The sequence below is a fragment of the Streptomyces radiopugnans genome (genome assembly GCF_900110735.1).
Taxonomy (GTDB): domain Bacteria; phylum Actinomycetota; class Actinomycetes; order Streptomycetales; family Streptomycetaceae; genus Streptomyces; species Streptomyces radiopugnans.
Window position 1 is genome coordinate 371,296 of the sequence record NZ_FOET01000002.1, and the last position, 21,579, is coordinate 392,874.

19 protein-coding genes and 1 riboswitch are annotated in these 21,579 nt (G+C 74.8%); of the genes, 11 read left to right on the forward strand and 8 right to left on the reverse strand.

Translation table 11 applies throughout. The features are described 5' to 3' along the window. Window positions 1–29: 29 nt before the first annotated feature. The gene (locus BMY40_RS06490; RefSeq protein ID WP_093656359.1) at window positions 30–344 is read right to left on the reverse strand and encodes a DMT family transporter; all 315 of its coding nucleotides are present in this window, start codon (window positions 342–344) and stop codon (window positions 30–32) included. Window positions 345–384: 40 nt separating this feature from the next. Continuing rightward, a riboswitch (guanidine-III (ykkC-III) riboswitch) is annotated at window positions 385–448 on the reverse strand. Between the two features lie 1,560 nt (window positions 449–2,008). Between BMY40_RS06490 and BMY40_RS28240 the strand changes: the two genes are divergently transcribed. Next, on the forward strand, window positions 2,009–2,671 hold the full coding sequence (locus BMY40_RS28240; protein WP_218158244.1) for a dienelactone hydrolase family protein: 663 nt from the start codon (window positions 2,009–2,011) through the stop codon (window positions 2,669–2,671). An 82-nt stretch (window positions 2,672–2,753) separates the two neighbouring features. Beyond that, the gene (locus tag BMY40_RS06500) at window positions 2,754–3,407 is read left to right on the forward strand and encodes a phosphoribosyltransferase (RefSeq protein ID WP_093656363.1); all 654 of its coding nucleotides are present in this window, start codon (window positions 2,754–2,756) and stop codon (window positions 3,405–3,407) included. A gap of 68 nt (window positions 3,408–3,475) precedes the next feature. On the opposite strand, the gene BMY40_RS06505 is transcribed toward BMY40_RS06500, so the two are convergent. The 4 genes from BMY40_RS06505 to BMY40_RS06520 all read right to left on the reverse strand — a co-directional run bounded on the left by BMY40_RS06505 (window position 3,476) and on the right by BMY40_RS06520 (window position 8,002). Continuing rightward, a complete protein-coding gene (locus BMY40_RS06505; protein ID WP_093656365.1) occupies window positions 3,476–4,666 on the reverse strand; it encodes a globin domain-containing protein in 1,191 nt (396 codons plus the stop codon). Window positions 4,667–4,816: 150 nt separating this feature from the next. Further along, complete coding sequence (locus BMY40_RS06510) at window positions 4,817–5,269, reverse strand: RrF2 family transcriptional regulator (protein WP_093656367.1); 453 nt, start codon at window positions 5,267–5,269, stop codon at window positions 4,817–4,819. Between the two features lie 12 nt (window positions 5,270–5,281). After that, window positions 5,282–6,508 (reverse strand): anhydro-N-acetylmuramic acid kinase, encoded by a 1,227-nt coding sequence (locus tag BMY40_RS06515; protein ID WP_093656369.1) that lies wholly within the window; start codon window positions 6,506–6,508, stop codon window positions 5,282–5,284. 114 nt (window positions 6,509–6,622) lie between these two features. Further along, window positions 6,623–8,002, reverse strand: a complete 1,380-nt coding sequence (locus BMY40_RS06520) for an MFS transporter (protein WP_093656371.1) — start codon at window positions 8,000–8,002, stop codon at window positions 6,623–6,625. 286 nt (window positions 8,003–8,288) lie between these two features. Between BMY40_RS06520 and BMY40_RS06525 the strand changes: the two genes are divergently transcribed. From BMY40_RS06525 to BMY40_RS06540, 4 genes are all read left to right on the forward strand, one after another. Then, complete coding sequence (locus BMY40_RS06525) at window positions 8,289–8,525, forward strand: hypothetical protein (protein WP_093656373.1); 237 nt, start codon at window positions 8,289–8,291, stop codon at window positions 8,523–8,525. A 124-nt stretch (window positions 8,526–8,649) separates the two neighbouring features. After that, complete coding sequence (locus BMY40_RS06530) at window positions 8,650–9,996, forward strand: 6-phospho-beta-glucosidase (protein ID WP_093656375.1); 1,347 nt, start codon at window positions 8,650–8,652, stop codon at window positions 9,994–9,996. A 101-nt stretch (window positions 9,997–10,097) separates the two neighbouring features. Then, complete coding sequence (locus BMY40_RS06535) at window positions 10,098–10,508, forward strand: SRPBCC family protein (RefSeq protein ID WP_093656377.1); 411 nt, start codon at window positions 10,098–10,100, stop codon at window positions 10,506–10,508. A 106-nt stretch (window positions 10,509–10,614) separates the two neighbouring features. Then, the gene (locus BMY40_RS06540) at window positions 10,615–11,016 is read left to right on the forward strand and encodes an OsmC family protein (protein WP_093656379.1); all 402 of its coding nucleotides are present in this window, start codon (window positions 10,615–10,617) and stop codon (window positions 11,014–11,016) included. On the opposite strand, the gene BMY40_RS06545 is transcribed toward BMY40_RS06540, so the two are convergent. The 3 genes from BMY40_RS06545 to BMY40_RS06555 all read right to left on the reverse strand — a co-directional run bounded on the left by BMY40_RS06545 (window position 10,985) and on the right by BMY40_RS06555 (window position 15,599). Beyond that, on the reverse strand, window positions 10,985–12,607 hold the full coding sequence (locus BMY40_RS06545; protein ID WP_093656381.1) for an ABC transporter substrate-binding protein: 1,623 nt from the start codon (window positions 12,605–12,607) through the stop codon (window positions 10,985–10,987). The two genes, BMY40_RS06540 and BMY40_RS06545, sit on opposite strands and share 32 nt — an antisense overlap. Before the next feature lie 5 nt (window positions 12,608–12,612). Further along, on the reverse strand, window positions 12,613–14,586 hold the full coding sequence (locus BMY40_RS06550) for a hypothetical protein (protein ID WP_245769897.1): 1,974 nt from the start codon (window positions 14,584–14,586) through the stop codon (window positions 12,613–12,615). Between the two features lie 155 nt (window positions 14,587–14,741). Further along, window positions 14,742–15,599: a 3-hydroxyacyl-CoA dehydrogenase family protein gene (locus tag BMY40_RS06555; protein WP_093656385.1), complete on the reverse strand. Its 858-nt coding sequence runs from the start codon at window positions 15,597–15,599 to the stop codon at window positions 14,742–14,744. Between the two features lie 304 nt (window positions 15,600–15,903). Between BMY40_RS06555 and paaI the strand changes: the two genes are divergently transcribed. The 5 genes from paaI to BMY40_RS06580 all read left to right on the forward strand — a co-directional run bounded on the left by paaI (window position 15,904) and on the right by BMY40_RS06580 (window position 21,462). After that, window positions 15,904–16,365, forward strand: coding sequence for a hydroxyphenylacetyl-CoA thioesterase PaaI (paaI, locus tag BMY40_RS06560; RefSeq protein ID WP_093656387.1), 462 nt, complete (start codon window positions 15,904–15,906; stop codon window positions 16,363–16,365). Then, window positions 16,362–17,720: a phenylacetate--CoA ligase PaaK gene (gene paaK, locus BMY40_RS06565; protein ID WP_093656389.1), complete on the forward strand. Its 1,359-nt coding sequence runs from the start codon at window positions 16,362–16,364 to the stop codon at window positions 17,718–17,720. The genes paaI and paaK overlap by 4 nt, the downstream gene beginning before the upstream one ends. Before the next feature lie 137 nt (window positions 17,721–17,857). Next, window positions 17,858–18,343: an MSMEG_6728 family protein gene (locus BMY40_RS06570; protein WP_093656814.1), complete on the forward strand. Its 486-nt coding sequence runs from the start codon at window positions 17,858–17,860 to the stop codon at window positions 18,341–18,343. A gap of 198 nt (window positions 18,344–18,541) precedes the next feature. Then, window positions 18,542–20,365, forward strand: coding sequence for a PP2C family protein-serine/threonine phosphatase (locus BMY40_RS06575; RefSeq protein WP_093656391.1), 1,824 nt, complete (start codon window positions 18,542–18,544; stop codon window positions 20,363–20,365). After that, a complete protein-coding gene (locus BMY40_RS06580; RefSeq protein ID WP_093656393.1) occupies window positions 20,362–21,462 on the forward strand; it encodes a cobalamin B12-binding domain-containing protein in 1,101 nt (366 codons plus the stop codon). The genes BMY40_RS06575 and BMY40_RS06580 overlap by 4 nt, the downstream gene beginning before the upstream one ends. The last annotated feature ends 117 nt before the right edge of the window (window positions 21,463–21,579 follow it).

Genomic DNA, 21,579 nt, shown 5'->3' on the forward strand with positions numbered 1-21,579 from the left:
CGGCCCGCACGGACCGGGCCCCACCGCGCTCACTCCAGGATCTTCAGGCCCACGACACCGGCGACGATCAGCACCAGGCAGAGCACACGCCCGGTGGAGACGGGATCGCCCAGCGCGGCCATCCCGTACAGCGCCGTGCAGACGGCCCCGATGCCCACCCACACCGCGTACCCGGTGCCGATGGGGATGCCTCGCATCGCGTAGGCCAGGCCGCCCATGCTCAGGGCGAGGGCGACGACGAACAGCACACTGGGCCTGAGCCGGGTCAGGCCCTGCGACGCCGAGAGCGCCGCGGCCCACACCGCTTCCAGGAGCCCCGAGACGACCAGTACGACCCACGCCATGACGCGACCTCCGCAGGTGATGTTGCCTTGCTGCGTATGACCTGCGCCGTCTTGTCCTGCCGGGTACGACGCGCTCGTCCGGGGCGCGGGGGCGCCACGGCCAACGTAGCACCGCCCGCACCGCGCCCCGGACGCACCCCGTCCGCGCCCCCGTCATGCCGACGCGCTTCCCGGGCACGCGTGGACACATGCGCTACTACGCCGACCTGCACGTGCACTCCCGGTACAGCAGGGCGTGCAGCCGCAACAGCGATCTGCCGCACCTGGCCTGGTGGGCGCGGCGCAAGGGGATCACCGTGCTGGGCACCGGCGACTTCCTCCACCCCGTGTGGGCGGGCGTGCTGCGCGAGTCGCTGGTGCCCGCGGAGCCGGGCCTGTTCCGGCTGCGGGACGACCTCGACCGCGAGGTGCTGGAGACCCTGCCGCCGGCCTGCCGCGGCCCGCTGCGCTTCCTGCTCCAGGTGGAGGTCGCCACCAACTACCGGCGCGGCGGCCGGGGCCGCAGGATCCACCACCTGTGCTACGCGCCCGGCTTCGACGCGGCCGGGCGGCTGGCCCGCGCCCTGTCCCCGTACGGCGACCTCGCCTCGGACGGCCGGCCCGCCCTGGCGATGGACTCCCGTGATCTGCTGGAGGCCGTCCTCTCCTGCGGCGAGGGTTCCTACCTGGTGCCGGCGCACGCCTGGACGCCCTGGTTCGGCGTCCTCGGCTCGAAGTCCGGCTTCGACGGCGTGGACGAGTGCTACGGCGACCTGGCCGGGCACGTCTTCGCGCTGGAGACGGGCCTGTCCTCGGACCCGGAGATGAACTGGCGGGTCTCCTCCCTGGACCGCCTCCGGCTGGTCAGCCACTCGGACGCGCACTCCCCGCCCATCCTGGGCCGCAACGCCACCGTGTTCGACACCGAGGTGGACTACTTCGCGGTCCGCCGCGCGCTGGAGACCGGCGAGGGGTACGCCGGCACCGTGGATCTGTACCCGGAGGCGGGCAAGTACCACCTGGACGGGCACCGCGCCTGCGGAGTGCGGCTGGAGCCTGCCGGGACCAGGGAGCGCGGCGGCAGGTGCCCGGTGTGCGGCAGGAAGCTGACCGTCGGTGTGCTCCACCGGGTCGAGGAGCTGGCCGACCGTCCACCCGGGCGGAGGCCGTCCACCGGCGGCGAGGCCCTGAAGATCGTCCCGCTGCCGGAGATCGCGGGCGAGATCCTGGGCGTCGGGCCGAAGACCAAGTCCGTCGAGCGCGCCCTGGAGGGTCTGACCGCCGCGCTGGGCCCGGAGCTGCCGCTGCTGCTCCAGGTGCCGGTGCGCCGGGTGCGCGAGGCGGGCGAGCCGGAGGCGGCCGAGGCGATCGAGCGGCTGCGCGCCCACCGGGTGCGGCGCGAGCCCGGCTACGACGGCGAGTTCGGCTCGATCTCGCTGTTCGGCCCCGAGGACGCCGGGGAGCAGCGGGAGCAACAGGGGCCGCGGGAGGAGCCGGGGCCGGGAGGGCGGGAGGAGCCGGGGCCGGGAGGAGCCGGGGCCGGGAGGGCGGGAGGAGGAGGCCGCGTCGGCGGGCGGGGCGGACCGGTAGCACGCGGTGGCGCACCGCCCCTTCGCGGGCGCATACCGCCGGGGCCGACGGGTACCCCTGCGGCGCACCGATCCCCACAGCACGGGAGGTGGCCGATGCTCCCCCAGACACTGAGGATCCCGACCGACGGAGGAGCCGCCCTGGCCGGGGACCTCACCATGCCCGACGGGGCCCGCGGCGTCGTGGCCTTCGCCCACGGCAGCGGCAGCTCCCGGCACAGCCCGCGCAACCGGGCGGTGGCCGGGGTCCTGCAGGACGCCGGGCTGGGCACGCTGCTGTTCGACCTGCTCACCGAGGACGAGGAGCGGACGGACACGGTCACCGCCGAGTACCGCTTCGACATCCCCCTCCTGGCGCGGCGTCTGGTGGCGGCGGTCGACTGGCTCGGCGGCCGTCCGGACACCGCCGGGGTGCCGATCGGACTGTTCGGGGCCAGTACGGGCGCCGCCGCGGCCCTGGTGGCCGCGGCCGAGCAGCCCGACCGGGTGCGGGCCGTGGTCTCCCGGGGCGGCAGGCCCGATCTCGCGGGCGGCGCCCTGGACCGGGTCGCCGCGCCCGTACTGCTGATCGTCGGCGGCGAGGACCGCGAGGTGCTGCGGCTGAACGAGCAGGCGGCCTCGCGGCTGTCGGCCCCGTGCACGGTGCACGTGGTGCCCGGCGCCACCCATCTGTTCGAGGAGCCCGGCACCCTCGACCAGGCCGCCGCCGCGGCCCGCGACTGGTTCGTCCGCATGACCCGGGAGACGGTGCCCCGGTGACCCGTCCCGCCGCCGTACCGCTGCCGCACCGGCGTCCGGCCCCCGCGCGGCGGGACCGCAGGGAAGCGAAGGGAGACAGATCATGCGCTTCCACGACCGCACGCAGGCGGGCCGGATGCTCGCCGAGCCGCTGCGGGACCTCCAGCGCGCCGGAGAGATCAGGGACCCGCTGGTCCTGGCGCTCCCCCGGGGCGGCGTCCCCGTGGGCGAGGAGGTCGCCCGCGCACTGCACGCGCCGCTGGACGTGCTGGTCGCCCGCAAGATCGGCGCGCCGTTCAACCCCGAGTTCGGCATCGGGGCCGTCGCGGGCGAGGGCCCGCCGCTGCTCGACGAGCAGTCCCTGCGGATGCTCGGCCTGACGGCCGGGGACCTGGCCGGGCAGGTCGAGCGGGAGCGGGCGGAGCTGCGCCGCCGCGAGGACCTCTACCGCGGCGGCCGTCCCGCCCCGAGGCTGCGGGGCCGTACGGTGATCGTCGTCGACGACGGACTGGCCACCGGTGTCACCGCGCGCGCCGCGCTGCACGCCGCCCGCGTCCTGGAGCCGGAGTCCCTGGTCCTGGCCGTTCCGGTCTCCTCCGTGCAGGCGGCCGCGGCGATGGAGGCGGTGGCCGACCGCCTGGTGTGCCTGGAGACCCCGCCGTCCTTCCAGGGGGTCGGGCAGTGGTACGAGGACTTCCACCAGGTGGGCGACGAGGAGGTGATCGCCGCCCTGAGGGCCTCGGCCGCCGCGCGGTGAGGGGCGCGGCGGCCCGTGCCGGAGCAAGCCCGGCCGGCGTGCCCAGTCGGCGTGCCCAGTCGGCGTGTTCAGTCGGCGTCGAGGCCCAGGTCGGGGCCGAAGGACTCGTAGTGGATGCGGGAGGCGGGGATTCCGCGCTCCAGCAGCCGGGTGCGCACCGAGCGCATGAACGGAACCGGCCCGCACAGGTAGGCGCGGGACCCCTCGGGGATCTCGACGTCCGACAGGTCCACCAGTCCGGTGCGCCCGGCCGGCCACTCGCCCTCGGGACGCTCGTACCAGACGTGGAGGGCGGCGTCGGGCAGCTTGGCGGTGAGCAGTTCCATCTGCTCGCGGAAGGCGTGGGAGGACTCGGCCCGGTCTCCGTGCACCACCGTCACCCGGCGCGGTGAGCCGGTGGCGGCCAGGTGGGCGAGCATGCTGACCATCGGGGTGCAGCCGATGCCCGCCGAGGCGAGCAGGACCGGGCCGTCGCCGTCGTCCAGCGCCACGTCACCGAAGGGGGCGCCGACGGTGAGCACGTCGCCCTCGCGGACGTTCTCGTGCAGCCAGTTGGAGACCTCGCCGGCCGGGTCGCCGCAGACGCGCTTGACCGATATCCAGCGGTCGTCGCCGCCGGGGGCGCAGGAGAGGCTGTACTGGCGGATCTGCCGTGCCCCGTCGGGCAGGGTGACCTGGACGGAGACGTACTGCCCCGGCCGGAAGGGCGGCACGGGGCCGCTGTCGGCCGGGCGGAGCATGAAGGTCGCCACCTCGGCGGTCTCCTCCAGGCGGCCGACCACCTTCCAGGGCCGCCACACGTCCCCGTCGCCGACGCCGCTCGCGGCGTACAGCCGCGCCTCCATGGCGATCAGGGCCCCGGCCATCAGCCAGTACACCTCGTCCCACGCCTCGGCCACCTCGGGGGTGACCGCCTCTCCCAGGACCTCGGCGATGGCGTCGAACAGATGGCGGTGTACGACCGTGTACTGGTCGGCGGTGATGCCCAGGGAGGCGTGCTTGTGGGCGATACGGGCCAGCAGCGCGTCGGGGCGCCGGTCCGGGTGCTCCAGCAGCATGGTGGCGAAGACGGCGATGGAGCCCGCCAGCGCGCGGCTCTGGGTGCCGTTGGCCTGGTTGCCCCGGTTGAACAGGTCGCGCAGCAGCTCGGGGTGGGCGGCGAACATCCTGCGGTAGAAGACCGGGGTGATGTCGCCGATGGCGGCACCGATGGCCGGCAGGGTGGCGCGTACGACGGCGGTGGACTTCTCGGACAGCATCACTGTCTCCTTAATTCGCACTACAGATGCGAGTTTTGAGGCGCACGGAACCACTCCACGGCACCTCGGTCGGTTCGCGGTCCGGCCGGGCAAGGGCCGGGGCCGGGGCCGGGCAGGGCGGGGGTCCCCGAGGGGACCGGAGCCGGACGGCTACGAGGGGGACGGCGGCCCGGTGAGCAGGCGGAGCACCACGGGCCCCGCGGGCCCGCCCACCAGATCCCGCACCGTCAGCGGGTCGAGCGCCGCGTAGAACGCCTCCTGGGCCTCGTACAGCGCGGACCGCAGGCGGCACGCGCCGCGCAGCGGGCACGGCGCGGACGGATCCTCGCAGCCCACCACGTCACCGGCGCCCTCCAGCCGCCGGACGAGCCAGCCGACGGAGGCCTCCCGGCCGCGGGGGGTCAGCTCCAGCCCGCCGCCCCTGCCCCGCCGGGCCTCCAGCACGCCCATGTGCTGGAGGCGGCTCACCACCTTGGACACGTGCGTGTACGGCGCGGCCACCGACTCGGCGACCTCCCGGGAGGTGGGGACCTCGCCCTCGTCCATCACCGCCAGGCGCATCACCACGCGCAGCGCCAGATCGGTGAACTTCGTCAGCCGCATGCCACGACGGTATCAATACGCATTTCCGATGCCGATTTGGGGGTCCTGTGAAGGTCCGGTACGGGGAGCGCCCCGGGAGACCCGGAGCCGTACGGGCGCCGGCACGTCCCAGGGCCGCGGCGGAGGCCCGCCGCGGCCCGGTGTGACCGACCCCAGCACACGGGCGTGGCGCGCACCGGTGCAGGCCGGGACCGTGCCGGGCAGACCGAGGGCGGTGAGGAAGCCCAGCAGCGCGAAGGCGTACGCCTCCTTGGCGCCGGAGGGCAGGCCGAGTTCGTCGGAGACGCGCACCGGGACCCCGTCCAGGGCCAGGGCGAGCCGGGCCAGCAGCACGGGGTTGCGGGTGCCGCCGCCCGAGGCGATCACCTCGGTGCCGCCGGCCGCCCGTACGGCGTCGGCGACGGTGCGGGCCGTCAGCTCGGTGAGGGTGGCCAGCACGTCCTCGGCCGGCAGGTGCCCGAAGCCGGCCAGGGCGGTGCGCAGATAGGCGGCGTTGAACAGTTCCCGGCCGGTGGTCTTCGGCGCGGGCCGGGCGTAGTACGGCTCGGCCAGCAGCCTGTCCAGCAGCGGTCGGCAGACGGTGCCCGCGGCGGCCAGTGCCCCGTCCGCGTCGTGGTCGGCGCGGCCCCCGGTCAGCTCCCGCACGGCGGTGTCGAGCAGCACGTTGGCGGGCCCGGTGTCGTACGCCAGCGGGCCGTGCGCCCCGTGTGCCACCGTGATGTTGGCGATGCCGCCCAGGTTGAGGGCGACGGGCGCCCCCGGCCGGCCGCGCAGCCACAGCACGTCCAGGGCGCTCACCAGCGGCGCCCCCTGCCCGCCCGCGGCCACGTCGCGCGGGCGCAGGTCGGAGACGACCGTGCGGCCGGTGCGTTCGGTGATCCAGGCGGGCTGGCCGAGCTGGAGGGTGCCGCGCACCCGGCCGTCCTCCGTCCAGTGGTAGCAGGTCTGCCCGTGCGAGACGACCAACTCCGCTTCCCCTGCGCACAGTTCGCGGTCGGCGCGGTCGGCCGCCGCCGCGAGGGCCTGCCCGAGGAGGGTGTCGAGCCGGCAGACCGCCGCCATGGTGGTGGACGACGGCGGGAGCGCCGCGAGCAGTTCGCGGCGCAGCCCGCCGGGGAAGGCGCACTCGATGTCGCCCAGCGGGGTCAGGACAACGGTGTCGCCCTCGATCCCCAGATCGGCGGCCGCCGCGTCGATCGCGTCGCAGGACGTGCCCGACATCAACCCGATCACCCTCATGCCCGTGCCCTCCTCCTCGCCCTCCGCGGCGTCCGCTCCGCTCGTTCGGCCCGTGCCGCCCGTTCCATCCGTTCCGCCCGTTCCGCCCGTGCCATCCTTTCCGCCTGTGCCCGGTCAGTCCCGCAGCGCGCGCCGGTGGTCGTCGCCGCGCAGCGTGAGCAGCGCCGGCAGGCCCACCGCGCAGACGGCCACCACGTACAGCGCGGGGACGTCGGCGTCGCCGGTGCGCTTGATCAGCTCGGTGATGATGAGCCCGGCCGAACCGGAGAACACCGCGTTGGACAGCGAGTACGCCAGCCCCAGGCCGGTGTAGCGGACGGTGGTGGGGAACATCTCGGCGAGCATCGCCGGGCCGGGCCCGGCCAGCAGCCCCACCGCCGCGCCGGCCGCGAAGACCGCCGCCGCCCTGGCCGCGGAGGAGGCGTCCGGGTCCTGGAGGAGGTTGAGCAGGGGGAAGGCGAGGACGATCAGCGCGACCGTCCCGGCCACCATCACCGCCCGCCGTCCGATCCGGTCGCTGAGCGCCCCGGCGGGAAGGATGGCCAGCGCGAAGCCCGCGTTGGCCACGACCGTGGCCAGCAGCGCCTGCTGGAAGGAGGCCCCCAGGGTGCTCTGGAGGTAGGAGGGCATCACGACGAGGAAGGTGTACCCGGCCGCGGACCAGCCCATCAGGCGGCCGATCCCCAGTCCGACGGCCCGCCAGGTCGCGGCGGCGGACGGCCTGCGTGCCGCGGCGGGCGCAAGGTCCGCTCCCGCGCCGCGCGCGTGCCCGGCGGAAGCGCCGGAGGAGCGCCGGAAGGAGGGCGTCTCCTCCAGCCTCAGCCGCAGCCACAGTGCGGCCAGCCCCAGCGGCACCGCCAGCAGGAACGGCAGCCGCCAGCCCCACCGCTGGAGGTCCCCCTCGCCGAGCACCGTGGCCAGCAGGGCGGCCAGGCCGGCGCCGGCGAGCAGGCCGAGCGCCACCGTGAACGACTGCCAGGCCCCGTACAGGCCGCGCCGGCCGGGCGGCGCGAACTCCGTCATCACCGACACCGCGCCGCCGAACTCCCCGCCCGCCGAAAGTCCTTGGAGGACGCGGACGAGGGTGAGCAGCCACGGCGCGGCGGCGCCCACGGTGGCGTACGTCGGCAGCAGGCCGATGGCCGCCGTCGCGGCGGTCATCAGCAGGACCACCAGGATCAGGGTGGGGCGGCGGCCGATCCGGTCGCCGATCCGGCCGAACAGGGCCGCGCCCACCGGGCGGAAGAAGAAGGCCAGCGCGAAGGAGGCGTAGGTCTTCACCAGGGCCTCGATGTCGCTCCCGCCCTCGGGGGTGAAGAACTGCGCGGCGATGATCGTCGCGAAGTAGCCGTAGACCCCGAACTCGTACCACTCGATGAAGTTGCCGACCGATCCCGCCACCAGGGCGCGCCGTGAAGCGGGCGGCGCGCCCTTCCCGTCCCCGCCCTCTCCGCTTCCGGTGCCTGCGTCCCCGGCCTCCGCGGTCGTCGTCATCGTCCCGCCCTCCCGGTCCGTCGGTGCGCGCCCTGCCGGGCCCCGCCGTGGGTGTCACGGCCAGTCATGCCCCGTCGTCGGGGAGAAGATGTCCGGAAACCGGACCTTGTTGTCGCGGGCACGTCACGCCGTCCGTGCCGTGACGCCCCGGAGCGTCGGCCGGGCGGGTGGTTGCGGTGCGCCGGTCGGAGCCCGGCCGCCGCGTCACGAGGGGAGCCACCGGGCGCCCACCGCCATCCTTGCGGCTGACCCACCCAGCGGACGACCGGCGGAAGGGACACATGTCATGAGCGTGTGCGAGGTGTGCGGCAACGACTACGAGATGGCGTTCGAGGTGCACGCGGCGGGCGCCGTCCACGTCTTCGACAGCCTGGAGTGCGCGGCGCACCGGATGGCGCCCATCTGCGAGAACTGCCAGTGCCGCATCCTGGGCCACGGCTCGCAGTCGGCGGACGGGCGGTTCTTCTGCTCCGCCCACTGCGCGCGGACGCAGGGGCACGTGGCGCTGGTCGACCACGGCTGAGCGGCCGGACGACGGCCCCGTACCCCGGCGCGTGGCCGGTGTGAGACCGTGGCCGCGTGAGACATGACGTCGTGACGACCGTGCCGCGAACCGCGTCGGGAGCGGCTGCCGGAGGTGGCCGGGCATGAGGCTCACCGTGCTGGGCGGCGGCGGGTTCCGGGTGCCCCTGGTGCACCGGGCGCTGCTGGAGGACTCCGGGGACCGGGCCGGCCGCGTCACCGAACTCGTCCTGTACGACACCGACCGCACCCGGCTGGACGCGATCGGCGCGGTCCTCTCCCACCAGCGCGGGCGGCACACCGGCCCGGCCCCCGCGCTGCGCGCCACCACCGATCTCGACGACGCGCTGCGCGGCGCCGACTTCGTCTTCTCCGCCATCCGGGTCGGGGGCCTGGCCGGCCGGGTGCGCGACGAGCGGATCCCGCTCGCCGAGGGGGTGCTGGGGCAGGAGACGGTGGGCGCGGGAGGCGTGCTGTACGGCCTGCGCACCCTGCCGGTGGCCGTGCGCGTCGCCGAGCGGATCGCCGAGGTCGCCCCCGGTGCGTGGACCATCAACTTCACCAACCCGGCGGGGATGGTGACCGAGGCGATGGCCGCCGTCCTGCGCGAGCGCGGCCTGGGCGAACGCGTCATCGGCATCTGCGACTCGCCCGTCGGGCTGTGCCGCCGCGCCGCGCGCGCCCTGGGCGCCGACCCGGACCGCGCCGGCTACGACTACGTGGGCCTGAACCACCTGGGCTGGCTGCGCCGCCTCACGGTGGACGGCCGCGACCGGCTGCCCGAGCTGCTGGCCGACCCGGCCGCGCTCGCCTCCTTCGAGGAGGGCAGGCTGTTCGGCGCCGACTGGCTGCGGACCCTCGGCGCGCTGCCCAACGAGTACCTGCACTACTACTACTTCAACCGCGAGGCGGTCGCCGCCGTCCGCGGGGCCGGGGCCACGCGCGGCGAGTTCCTCCACGGCCAGCAGTCCCGCTTCTACGAGCGGGCGCGGCCGGACGACCCCGCGCAGGCGTACGACGAGTGGGAGCGCACCCGCCGCGAGCGCGAGGAGACCTATCTGGCCGAGAGCCGCGAGGCCTCCGGCGGCTGGGAGCGCGACAGCTGCGATCTGGAGGGCGGGGGCTACGACCGGGTGGCGCTGGCCCTGATGCGGGCGATCGCCCGGGACGAGCGCACCACGCTGATCCTGAACGTCCCCGGCCGCGGCGCCGTCCCCGGGCTGGACGGCGACGCGGTGGTCGAGGTGCCGTGCCTGGTCGACGCCTCCGGTGCGCACCCGCTGGCGGCCGGCACCGTGGCGGCCGACCAGCTCGGGCTGATGCTCACGCTCAAGGCCGTGGAGCGGGCAGCGATCGAGGCGGCGCTCACCGGTTCGCGCGAGGCGGCGCTGCGGGCGCTGGCGCTGCATCCGCTGGTGGACTCGGTGGGGGTCGCCGGGCGGATCCTGGACGCGGCGGGCGGGTTCGGCTGACCGTGCCGGAGGCGGGCCGGCCGGGGGACGCGGGGATGCCCGGCCCGGATGGGGGTACGCAGTGCCGGGTCCGATGTCGTACGACCCGAAAGCGAGATCCGGTGAGTGAGTACGAGCGTTCCCGCACCATGCCCGCCCTGCCCGAACTGGTCTTCGACCAGGTCAGCGATCTGGAGCGGCTGGACCGCTGGCTTCCGTCGGACCTCCACGCCCATGTGGAGGACCCCCCGGCCGTGACCGTGCACGAGGACCGCACCGGGCACGACATCCGGGCCCTGTTCCGCACCCGGCCAGACCAGTTCCGGGCGGAGTGGGGTACGCGCGACGAGGGCGCGTACGCCGGCTGGCTCCAGGTGGCGGGCATCGGCAGCGGCGCCAGCGAGGTGACCGTGCACCTGTCCTTCTTCGACGAGAGCCACGCGCCCTCGCGCGAGGAGGTCGACACCTCCCTCGACCGGAGCCTGGACAGGCTGGAGGAGGAGGTGCGGATGCGCACCGAGGACGCGGGCTGAGACGGAGGGCCCTGTGCGGAGGCCCGCGCGAAGCCGGGCGGGGCGCCTTCGAGGCGTCACGCGTTCGGAGGCGCCTCCCGCCGGAGCGCACGGGTAGATCTTCCCCATGGCCCCAACCCAAGAGGATCTGTACACCGCCCAGGCCCGCTCCCTGCACGGCACCGGCCGGGTGGACGTCTCCGGGAGGGCCGGCCTCCCGGTCGGCGCCCCCGGCGAGCTGGGCGGCAGCGGGCACGGGTACGACCCCGAGCAGCTGTACGCGGCCGCGCTGGCCACCTGTCTGCACCAGGCGCTGGTCATCGCGGCCACCGAGACCGGCGTGGACCCGTCCGGCAGCGAGGTGACCGCCCGCGTCCGGCTCAGCAACGGCGGCGCCCAGCACTACCGCTTCGACGCCACCGCCGACGTCTCGCTGCCCTCCGCCGAAGGGGAACGGCGCAGTCGCGTCATCGAACAGGCCCTGCGCATCTGCCCGATCAGCGACCAGCTCGATCCTCCCCCGGCGTGACGCACTCCTCGGGCGGCTTCCGGCGGGTACCCTCTCGCTGGGGGACGCACACGACCTCGACCAGGAACGGCTCGGCCGATTCCCTTCCCTCCGGTCCCTGATCGGGTCCCCCTTCGGCCCGCTGCTCAAGTCTGAGGACGGGAATGGCCTTCTCCTTCGGGTTGCCGTCCTCCTCGAAGGCCAGGAACCCGCTGGCGCCGGGCACCCGGTCGCCGTCCATCACCTGGAACATGCCGCCCACCGTCTCGCCGTTCACGGGGATGCCGCTCCTGGCCGCCATCCGCGCACCGTGGACGGCGGTCAGCACCGCATCGTGGGCCATCATCGCCTGGCCGTCGTCACGTGAGTCCCCCGGGAACAGCTCCGCCAGCCGCTTCGGCCGCTTCTCCGCGTCCTTCGACGCCTCCCCCGCCACCGGGCTTCCCTCGTCCTCCCCGCCCTCGCGGAAGTACCAGATCGTCGCCGGGGAGACCCCCCGGGACCCCTTCTTCCACATGTCGGGGTGGGCCAGCCCGGTATAGAGCACACGGATACCGTTGCGAGCCGCCTGCTCCATCTCGTCGCTGGTGAGGTTGGTGGTGTCGTCGCCGGTCATCACCGTGAACTTCCGGTCCTGGCACCTGGAGCGGTTGGCCAACGAGTTGAGGAAGCGGGTGAGGTGCCGACCGCGGCCGGCGAAGTAGATCACATCATGCTTGTAGTCACACATCTGCCCGGATATCTGGGACAGCTGGGTCTCCCAGGCATCGGAGAGCGAGGAGTCGAACACCTTGGTCTCGACGACCAGCTCCGGCCTTCTCCCGTCTTCGGTGAACTCCCGGGTGAAGTCCCCGCTGAGGGTACTGGCGTACAGATTCTCCCTGGCCTTGTCCTCGACCACCATGACACGGTGGCCGCTCTCCCGTTTCCTGAGGTATCTGGCCGCGGCCCACGCCTCGTTCGCGTTGGTCGGAGCCACCCGGACGAAGCCCTCCATCTCGCGGATGTTGGTGGCGGTCATGGTGCCGGCCACCGTGGCCACCCCCTCCCTCGAAAGCCTCTGCACGGCTTGCTGGTTGCGCTGGGTGCTGGGGCCGAGACCGGTCACCGCCACCAGCCTCTCCCCGGACTTCCGCCCGATCAGCTCCCCGACCGTGTGCTCCCAGTACCGGGATCCGCTGCCCACGTTGGCGACCAGCAGCCTGACCAGGGGCTTGCCGCTCAGGTCCCAGCGGTTGGCCCGGCGCTGGGCCAGATAGGCGCCCTGGAGTTCGTGCTTCACCGATTCCACCGGGTTGCTGTCGGTCTCCCCGGGCGTCAGGGTGGTCATGTAGGCGATGCTGACGTAGGGCGCGCCCCGCTCGCTCTCCTTGGCGACGAACTCGTTCTCGGCCTTGATCATCCGCATCACGTCGTCGAATTCCCCGTCGAAGGAGTACGAGCCGTCGGTCACCCCGACGCACTCTCCCGACGACCCCTTCTTCACCACGCCGTCCGCGCACCGCGCCCACCACTTGTAGGCCACCGGCAGCGCCACCGCGAGGACGGCCAGCACCACCGCCGCGACGGCGACGCGCCTGGCGGTGCGCAGGGACACCCTAGGACCGGCCACGCCTCTCACCACCTGTCCGCGGCGGTCAGCGGGTGCCGCCAGTGCCGGTAACGCTCGGCCTCGTCATACAGAGCCACGATGTCGCTCCCCCTCAGTTCGGACAACCGGTCGTACTTGCCGGCTATCACGTTGTTCAGCCGCATCCCCGGGTCGCCGAGCGGGTCGCTCCACAACCAGCGCGCGTACACCAGCCCCCGGATCACCAGGGTGTCGGTGATCAACCGCGCGGGTTCCTCAGGCGCAAGTTCACCCAGCAGCGCCAGTGCGGGACGGTCCACGGGCAGGCGGTTGGGCGCCGCGGTGACGGTGTTGAACGTGTCCAGCCAGTCGGCGGCGCTCCACTCGCGGAACCGGACGACCAGGCGGCTCACCACTTCGTCGATCCGGTGCGCGGCCAGCCGGTGGTAGAGCGCATCCGCCTCCCGGCCCTCCGCCTGGAAGTGGTCACCCAGCAGGTCGTGGGTGGTGGTCCAGGCGTCCGGGTCGGCAGCCAGCCGCCATAGCAGCAGCCTGCGCAACCAGGGGTGCAGGCACGGCTCCGGCCGCTCCGGGTCGAGCAGCCACCGCGAGCGGACCTCGCTGAAGACCGGCTCGTCGGAACTCCCGGGAACCGTCGCGCCCAGGACCCTGCTGCCCACCGCCAGGTCGCCGGCCGCCGAGTACCTGACGAGCGCGGCGCGTTGTGCTGCGGAGAATCCCTCCAGCAGGCGTTCCAGCGCCACGTCGGCCAGGGGGAGCCCCCGAGCGCTGCGCAACCTGCGGCCGGGCAGGGCACGGAGCCACAGATCGAACTCGCTGTCGCTGCGGCGGGGTACGTCGGCCCGGTCCAGTATCTCGGTCACCTGCTGCACCGCCGCGGGCAGGCCGTTGGTGAGCCGGTGCACGAACGGCGCGAGGCCGGAGTGGCGGGGCGAGGCCAGTTCGATGCTGGTGCGCACCTCGTCCAGGGTGAGGTCGCGCAGCCGCAGCGGATACCACCAGGAGTCGTCGCTGTCGTGGGCGGGCCGGTGCCGGTGCCAGTCGGCGAGCGAGACGCGGTCGGGGTCGCGCAGCCTCCATGGCCACTGGTCGCCGCTGGACGGACCCCAGTTCTCCGGCCAGCGGTTGGAGCTGCACACCACCGTCATCGGATCGCAGGGGGTGCCGGACAGCGCGGCATCGCGGCGGGAACCGGTCAGCAGGTCGAGGAAGAGGTGCCCCTGCTCGGTGTGGCAGTTGTCCAGCAGGACCAGGCAGGAGGGAGCGGTGAACCAGCGCTCGGCGGCATGGCGCAGATCGTCCAGGAAGGCGGCGAACAGCACCCGGTCGAGGAGCCTCTTCTCCTGCACCGTGCCGTTGTGGCGCCACATGTTGAGCTCCAGCAGCGCGTCCCACGGGTCCCGGGAGGGCACCAGCGGGTGGTCGCCGAACCACTGCGGGACCCCGGAGAACAGCCGCCCCGGCAGACCGCGCCCGCCGCGCCGGGCCGCGTCCCCCAGGATCGCGGCGACCACCGCCGGGGTGCCGCCGGGCGCTCCCAGCGCGCCGCCGGCGACCTCCAGGAAGGCCGCCAGGTAGTTGCCGTGCTCGGCCTCGGCCTCCTGCCGGAACCGGTCCAGCTGCTGCCGGACGGCCCGCCGCCCCTCCGAACGGCTGGACATCCGCAGTTCGTTGTCCGAGGCGAGCAGCCCCATGGTGAGCCGGGGAAAACGCAGGACGCGGTACTGCGGGAGCCTGCGCTCCAGCTGCCGGGCGATGAGGGCGAGGGCGTGGCGGGGCAGCAGGGCCTGTCCGGAGGCGAAGTTGAGGTACGCGAAGGGGTGTTCGACCCCGAACCGGCCCATGATGACGCCGTGCGTCTCGCTGGCCCCGCTGCCCCGCGGCCCGACCAGCATCGTCACCGGCCGCTCGGTGCCCGGTGGCTGTCCCAGGCACTCGTCGACCAGACCGAGGACGCCCCCGCGTCCTCTCATCCACAGCGCAGCCGTCGTCTCCCCCACCCGGTCCCGCCCTCCCCCGTGACAACGCAACCGTCGGCATACGGAGGATGCCACGTTCCGTGCGTGAGCGACAGCGGTGGGCGACGGTTTTTCCGGAGGCCTTCCGGATCACCCGGGTCCGCGCCGCCCCGCCGCACGGACCCGGTCCCGCGGGGTCAGCCCTCCCAGGTGTAGAAGCCCCGGCCGGTCTTGCGGCCCAGCTCGCCGCGGGCGACCTTCTCCCGCAGCAGCTCCGGCGGCGCGAAGCGCTCGCCCAGGGTGTCGTGGAGGTACTCGGCGATGGCCAGGCGCACGTCGAGGCCGACGAGGTCGGTCAGCCGCAGCGGACCCATCGGGTGCTTGTAGCCCAGGCTCATGGCGGCGTCGATGGCCTCGGGCTCGGCGACGCCCTCCTCCACCATCCGGATCGCCTCCAGGCCGAGGGCCACACCCAGCCGGCTGCTGGCGAAGCCGGGCGAGTCCCTGACGACGACGTCCTTCTTGCCCAGGGCGCGGACCCACTCCAGGGCCGTCCGCACGGTGTCGTCCGCCGTCCGCCCGGCCACGACCAGCTCCACCAGGGCGGAGGCGGGCACGGGGTTGAAGAAGTGCATGCCCAGGAACCGCTCGGGGCGGGCCAGCGCGGTGCCGAGCTCGGTGACGGACAGGGAACTGGTGTTGGTGGCCAGCACCGTCGTCTCGCCCACGGCCTTCTCCGCGGCGGCGAGCAGCCGGGCCTTGAGGGCCGGATCCTCCGGGACCGCCTCGACGACCAGATCGGCGCCGGCGGGCAGGTCGTCCACGGTGGTGACGGTGGTGACGCGCGCCAGGACCCGTTCGGCCGGCTCCTCCAGCCTGCCGCGCTCGGCGGCCCGGCGCAGGCCGGTGGCGACGCGCTCCAGGGCCGCCGCGGCGGCCTCCTTCCCGCTCTCCACGACGACCACCGCCGAACCGGCCGTCGCGAAGGACTGCGCGATGCCCGCGCCCATCCGCCCGCCGCCCACCACGCCGACGGTTCCCGGTGCCGCTGCCATGAACTCTCCTCGTGTCTGTCGCGTCTGCCGTCGCGTCGTTCGCCGTGCCCGCCGCGTCCCGCTGTCCCGCGCCCGTCCGTGCGTCCACACGCGCCGTACCCGCGCCGGGACGCACGCCGGGAACAGGGCGACCGTACCGGCGGGCGTCCCGTCCCTTGACAGGCGGTCCGGGTGTCGGTTTACCTGACGTCGCCGCAAAGCTAACCGAATGGTCGGTCGGGCTCAAGGGTCGCGGGCCGGCCACGGCGCCCCGCGGTGTCCCCCAGCGGCCCACGACGGCCCACGACTGAAGTGGTGGAGGCGGATGACACAGCTCACGGAGACCGGACAGGGCCCCGCCCAGCGGATGTTCGCCGCCGACCGGGCCTCCCGCGGCCTGGGCATGGAGCTGCTCCGGGCCGGGGACGGCTCGGCGGCGGTGCGGATGACGGTGACCGCGGACATGGTCAACGGCCACGGCGTCGCCCACGGCGGCTATCTGTTCACGCTCGCCGACACCGCGTTCGCCTGCGCCTGCAACAGCCACGGTCCGGTGACGGTGGCGGCCGGCGCGGACGTCGTCTTCACCGCTCCCGCCCACGAGGGCGACGTGCTGCTGGCCGTCGCCGAGGAGCGCACCCGCTCCGGCCGCAGCGGCGTCTACGACGTGACCGTCCTGCGGGACGCGGACGGCCGGGTGATCGCCGAGTTCCGCGGACGCAGCCGCACCGTCGGCGAACGCGGCACGGGCGGACGCGGCACCCCGGCGGGGAAGGAGGCGTCATGAGCGGCGGACCGGCCGATACCGCGCCCCCGGCCGCGACTCCGGCCCCTCCGCCGGGCCGGGCGCCCGCACCCGCCGCGCTGGACGCGGCCGAGCGGATGGACCGCGACGAGCTGCGCGCCCTCCAGCTCGACCGGCTCCGCTCCACCCTGCGGCACGCGTACGAGAACGTGGAGCACTACCGGCGCGCCTTCGAGGAGGCGGGCGTCACCCCGGAGGACTGCCGCTCCCTGGCGGATCTCGCGCGCTTCCCCTTCACCACCAAGGCCGATCTGCGCGACACCTACCCCTACGGCATGTTCGCCGTCCCGATGTCGCGGGTGCGCCGGCTGCACGCCTCCAGCGGCACCACCGGACGTCCCACCGTGGTCGGCTACACCGAGGGCGACCTGGAGGTGTGGGCGGACGTCGTCGCCCGCTCCATCCGGGCCGCCGGCGGCCGCCCCGGGCACAAGGTGCACATCGCCTACGGCTACGGCCTGTTCACCGGCGGGCTGGGCGCGCACTACGGGGCCGAGCGGGCGGGCTGCACCGTCATCCCGGCCTCCGGCGGGATGACGGCCCGCCAGGTGCGGCTGATCCTGGACTTCCGGCCCGAGATCATCATGGTCACGCCCTCCTACATGCTCGCCCTCCTCGACGAGTTCGAGCGCCAGGGCGTCGACCCGCGCGACTCCTCCCTGGAGGTCGGGATCTTCGGCGCCGAGCCGTGGACGGAGGGGATGCGCCGTGAGATCGAGGAGCGCGCCGGGCTGCACGCGGTGGACATCTACGGGCTGTCGGAGGTGATGGGCCCCGGCGTCGCGCAGGAGTGCGTGGAGACCAAGGACGGGCTGCACATCTGGGAGGACCACTTCTACCCGGAGGTCGTGGATCCGATCACCGGCGAGGTGCTGCCCGACGGCGAGGAGGGCGAGCTGGTGTTCACCTCGCTGACCAAGCAGGCCCTGCCGGTCGTCCGCTACCGCACCCGCGATCTGACGCGGCTGCTGCCGGGCACCGCGCGACCCGCCTTCCGCCGCATGGAGAAGGTCACCGGGCGCTGCGACGACATGATCATCCTGCGCGGGGTCAACGTCTTCCCCACCCAGATCGAGGAGATCCTGCTGCGGGTCCCCGGTGTCGCCCCGCACTTCCAGATACGGCTCACCCGCCGTGGCCGGATGGATCACATGACCGTGCGCGTCGAGGCCCGCCCGGGCACCGGGCCCGGGCAGCGCGCGGCAGCCGCGGCGGCCATCGCCCGGGACGTCAAGGACGGTGTCGGCATCACCGTCGACGTCGACGTCGTCGATCCGGAGACCCTGGAGCGCTCGGTGGGCAAGATCCGCCGCGTCGTGGACGCCCGCGAGGGCTGATCCGGCGGTGTCCCGGGCCGCGGTCCGGGGGCGGCCGGCCGGGCACCCGGTCGGCCGCCCCCGGACTGCGGCGCGCGGCGCGGACTGCGATGATCGCAGTCCGCGCCGAGGGGGACGGAAGGGATGGATGGGACACCGTGCAGACGTTCCTGCCGCTCCCCGACTTCGCCGGGACCGCCCGTGTGCTCGACGCCCGGCGGCTGGGGAAGCAGCGGGTGGAGGCCCTGCAGGTGCTGCGCGCCCTGACCGTGCCCGGCTACGGCTGGGCCCGGCACCCGGCCGTGCGCATGTGGACGGGGTACGAGGAGGCGCTGGTCCGCTACGGCATGGAGATCTGCCGCCACTGGCGCCTGGCGGGACGTGCCGACACCTGCGAGGCGACGATGCTGACCGATCTGCGGCACGCCACCGGCATCGCCGTCCCCCGCTCCCAGGAGGAGCTGGAGGCGGCCGGCGAGCTGCCGCCCTGGCTGGGCGAGCCGTCCTTCCACCGCAGCCACCGCTCCTCCCTGGTCCGCAAGGACCCCGGCCACTACGCGCCCCTGTTCCCGGACGTGCCGCCGGACCTGCCCTACGTGTGGCCCGCCTCCGACCGCGGCCCCCGCTCCCGGGAACCGGGGTGAGGGCCCGGCCCGGGGGTACGGGAGGAGGGTGGCGGCGAGCAGGGTCCGCGAGGACCGCGCGGGCGGGGGCGCGGTGGGGTGGGTTTGCGCCTGTCGCCCCCTCCGCGAGATCGTTGACGTAGAGCAAATGTCCACCTGTGCCGACCGTCGAAGGGGGGACCGGGCGGAGCACCGCGGGTGCCGTGCCCTTGTTCTTCCGTGAGCAATCCTCCTCTCTCCCCGGACGTCTCCGGGGACGCGCACGCCCAGGCCGGCGGTGGCGGGCCCGCCGCCGCGTACCACCGCGCTCCGGCCGGGCCGGCGGTCGAGTCGGCGCCGGCGCCGCTCGTCGCCGTGGACCGGCGGGGGCGGGTGTCGCTGGTGAACGCCGCGGCGCGCGTGCTGCTGCCCGGTCTCGTCCCCGGGGTCCCGCTGGACGACGGCGTGGCGCCCGGCTGGCTGGTCTCCGCCGTACGCGGCGGACACCGCGGGCAGGACGCCGGGGCGGCCGGGACGACCGGGGCAGTCGGGACGGGCGAAGCGACCGGGACGGCCGGGACGGCGACGGCAGCCGCGGCGCACGGCCCCCTTCGGGGGCGCGCCTTCACCGCGTACGCCGCTCCCCTGCCGGACGGGCACACCGCCTGGTGGCTGTCGGACGTCACCGGCCGGGAGGACGCCGAGCGGTCGCTGCGGTCGGAACGGGAGAGCACCGCGTTCCTGGCCCGGGCCTCCGCCCGGCTCCAGGCGTCGCTCAACCCGCGCAGGTGCGTGGTGGCGACCGCCCGGCTGGCGGCCGACCACCTCGCCGACGCCGCCGTCGTGGTCCGCCTGTCGCGGGACCGCCGCCCGGAGGTGACCCGGGCGGTCTCCGACGGGCGGCTGGAGGAGGAGACCCCGTCCGCGGCCGTGGAGGAGATGCCGGGGCTGGCCGAGGCGCTGGCCGGCTTCCCCCCGGTGTCCTTCCGCTCGGTCGATCCCGGCCGGGTCCCCGCGTGGCTGCTGCCCTCCGGGTTCGGCCGCCCGGCCTCGCTGACGGTCGTCCCGCTGCCGGGCAGCGGCGGGATCGCCGGCGCGATGGTGCTGCTGCGCCGTGCCGGGGGCGGGAGCGCCGGTCCGGGCGAGGATGCGGATCCGGGCGAGGACACGGGTTCGGGCGAGGACACGGGTTCGGGCGAGGACGCCGTGACCCGGATCTTCGCCGCCCGTGCCGGTGCGGCGATCTCGGCCGCCGCGCTCTACGCGGAGCAGGTCGCCACCGTCGCCGTGCTCCAGCGCGAACTGCTGCCGCCCGCGCTGCCGCACCCGGAGGGCGTGGAACTGGCCGGGGCCTACCGCCCCGCCCAGAGCGCCCAGAGCGTCGGCGGCGACTTCTACGACGTGCACCCGGCCGACGGGCCCGGCCGGGACACCGACATCGTGCTCGGCGACGTGGCCGGCAAGGGCCCGGAGGCGGCCGTCCTGACGGGGAAGATCCGCAACACGCTCACGGCGCTGCGGCTGGTCGAGTCCGACCACGTACGGCTGCTGGACCTGCTCAACCGCGCGCTGCTGAGCGGCCCCCAGGACCGGTTCGTCACCCTGGTGCTCGCCTCGTTCGGCGCCCCGGATCCCGCCACCGGCCGGGTCGCCCTGCGGCTGACCTCGGCCGGGCACCCGCCGCCGCTGCTCCTGCGGCTCGACGGGACGGTGGAGGCGGCCCGCACCTCGGGCACGCTGATCGGCGTGCTGCCGGAGGCGTCCGCGACCACCTGCTCCACCGTGCTCCTGCCCGGGGAGACCTGCCTGCTGTACTCCGACGGCGTCACCGAGGCCAGGGGCGGGCCCTACGGCGAGATGTTCGGGGAGGAGCGCCTGGCCGAGGCACTGGCTTCCTGCGCGGGGCTGCACGCCCTGGCCGTCGTCGAGCGCGTCGGGATGCTCACCTCCGAGTGGCTGGCGGGCCGGGAGCACGACGACATCGCGCTGGTGGCCGTCACCGCGGCCCACCGCACCCCGCTGAGCGCGGTGGGCGGGGCCGTCCGCTCCGGGGAGGAGCGGTGAGCCCGGGGGCGGAGCCCCTGGGGAGCCGGGCCGAGAGTTTCTGGGCGGCACTGGAGAACGCCGACGAGCACTCCGCCGTCGCCCAGGTAAACGAGGCCCTGGACCGGGGCTTCGCGCCCGAGGACGTCCTGCTGGAGGTCATCGCGCCCGCGCAGCGGCGGGTCGGCGTCCGCTGGGCGGAGAACCGGCTCACCGTCGCCCAGGAGCACGCGGCCACCGCCGTCAGCGACCGCGCCGTCACCGCGGTCGCCGCCCATCCGGCGGCCCGGGTCCCCGCCCGGCTCGGCCGGGTCACCGTGGCCTGCGCCGACGGCGAGTGGCACACGCTGCCCGCCCGGCTGGTCGCCGAGGTGCTGCGGCTGCGCGGCTGGCACGTGGACTTCCTCGGGGCCCATGTGTCCACCCGGCATCTGGTGTCCCATCTGCACTCCACCGGCCCCGACGCGGTGGCCCTGTCGTGCTCCCTGCCCGTGCGGCTTCCCGTCGCCCACGCGGCCGTCACCGCCTGCCGGGCCGCCGGAGTGCCCGTGCTGGCGGGAGGGGCCGGGTTCGGCCCGGGCGGCCGCTACGCACGTCTGCTGGGCGCCGACGCCTGGGCCGGCAGCGCCCGCGGCGCGGCCGAGCGCCTCGCGGCGGGCATCGCGCCCCCGTCCGCGCTCCCCCCGACCGCCGAGGAGGCGCTGCCGCACCTGGCCGACCGCGAGCACGCCCTGGTCGAAGAGGCCAGCCGGCGGCTCGTCGACGAGGTCATGGCGGTGCTGCCCGAACGGTTCCCGCGGTCGCGGGAGTGCACCGGACGTCAGCGGGAGTACACCGTGGAGGACCTCCACCGCGTCGTGGAGTACCTGGTGGCCGCGCTCTACGTCGACGATCCGGGGCTGTTCGAGGGCTTCACCGTGTGGACGGGCCGGATCATGGCCGCCCGGAACCTTCCCGTCCAGGCCCTGTCCGCGGTGCTGGAGACCATGGCCGGGACCTTCCGCGAGCTGCCCCGCGCCTCGGCGTACATCGCCGCGGCACGGGCCGCGCTCGGCCGCGAACTCCATTCCCCCTCAACGGAATCCACCCCGGGGAGGGGGAACGGGTCCGCCGGCTAGCGCGGCGGAGGGCCGGCGAGGCCCTCCGATGTCCGGCGGGGTCCGGCGGGGTCCGGCGGGGTCCGGCGGGGTCCGGCGGGGTCCGGCGGGGTCCGGCGAAGGCGGCTCCCCGGCCCG

Excerpts from the sequence above, each read along its gene's own strand:
- BMY40_RS06490 (WP_093656359.1), bottom strand. The coding sequence starts at position 344 with ATGGCGTGGGTCGTACTGGTCGTCTCGGGGCTCCTGGAAGCGGTGTGG.
- BMY40_RS28240 (WP_218158244.1), top strand. The coding sequence starts at position 2,009 with ATGCTCCCCCAGACACTGAGGATCCCGACCGACGGAGGAGCCGCCCTG.
- BMY40_RS06500 (WP_093656363.1), top strand. The coding sequence starts at position 2,754 with ATGCGCTTCCACGACCGCACGCAGGCGGGCCGGATGCTCGCCGAGCCG.
- BMY40_RS06505 (WP_093656365.1), bottom strand. The coding sequence starts at position 4,666 with ATGCTGTCCGAGAAGTCCACCGCCGTCGTACGCGCCACCCTGCCGGCC.
- BMY40_RS06510 (WP_093656367.1), bottom strand. The coding sequence starts at position 5,269 with ATGCGGCTGACGAAGTTCACCGATCTGGCGCTGCGCGTGGTGATGCGC.
- BMY40_RS06515 (WP_093656369.1), bottom strand. The coding sequence starts at position 6,508 with ATGAGGGTGATCGGGTTGATGTCGGGCACGTCCTGCGACGCGATCGAC.
- BMY40_RS06520 (WP_093656371.1), bottom strand. The coding sequence starts at position 8,002 with ATGACGACGACCGCGGAGGCCGGGGACGCAGGCACCGGAAGCGGAGAG.
- BMY40_RS06525 (WP_093656373.1), top strand. The coding sequence starts at position 8,289 with ATGAGCGTGTGCGAGGTGTGCGGCAACGACTACGAGATGGCGTTCGAG.
- BMY40_RS06530 (WP_093656375.1), top strand. The coding sequence starts at position 8,650 with ATGAGGCTCACCGTGCTGGGCGGCGGCGGGTTCCGGGTGCCCCTGGTG.
- BMY40_RS06540 (WP_093656379.1), top strand. The coding sequence starts at position 10,615 with ATGGCCCCAACCCAAGAGGATCTGTACACCGCCCAGGCCCGCTCCCTG.
- BMY40_RS06555 (WP_093656385.1), bottom strand. The coding sequence starts at position 15,599 with ATGGCAGCGGCACCGGGAACCGTCGGCGTGGTGGGCGGCGGGCGGATG.
- paaI (WP_093656387.1), top strand. The coding sequence starts at position 15,904 with ATGACACAGCTCACGGAGACCGGACAGGGCCCCGCCCAGCGGATGTTC.
- paaK (WP_093656389.1), top strand. The coding sequence starts at position 16,362 with ATGAGCGGCGGACCGGCCGATACCGCGCCCCCGGCCGCGACTCCGGCC.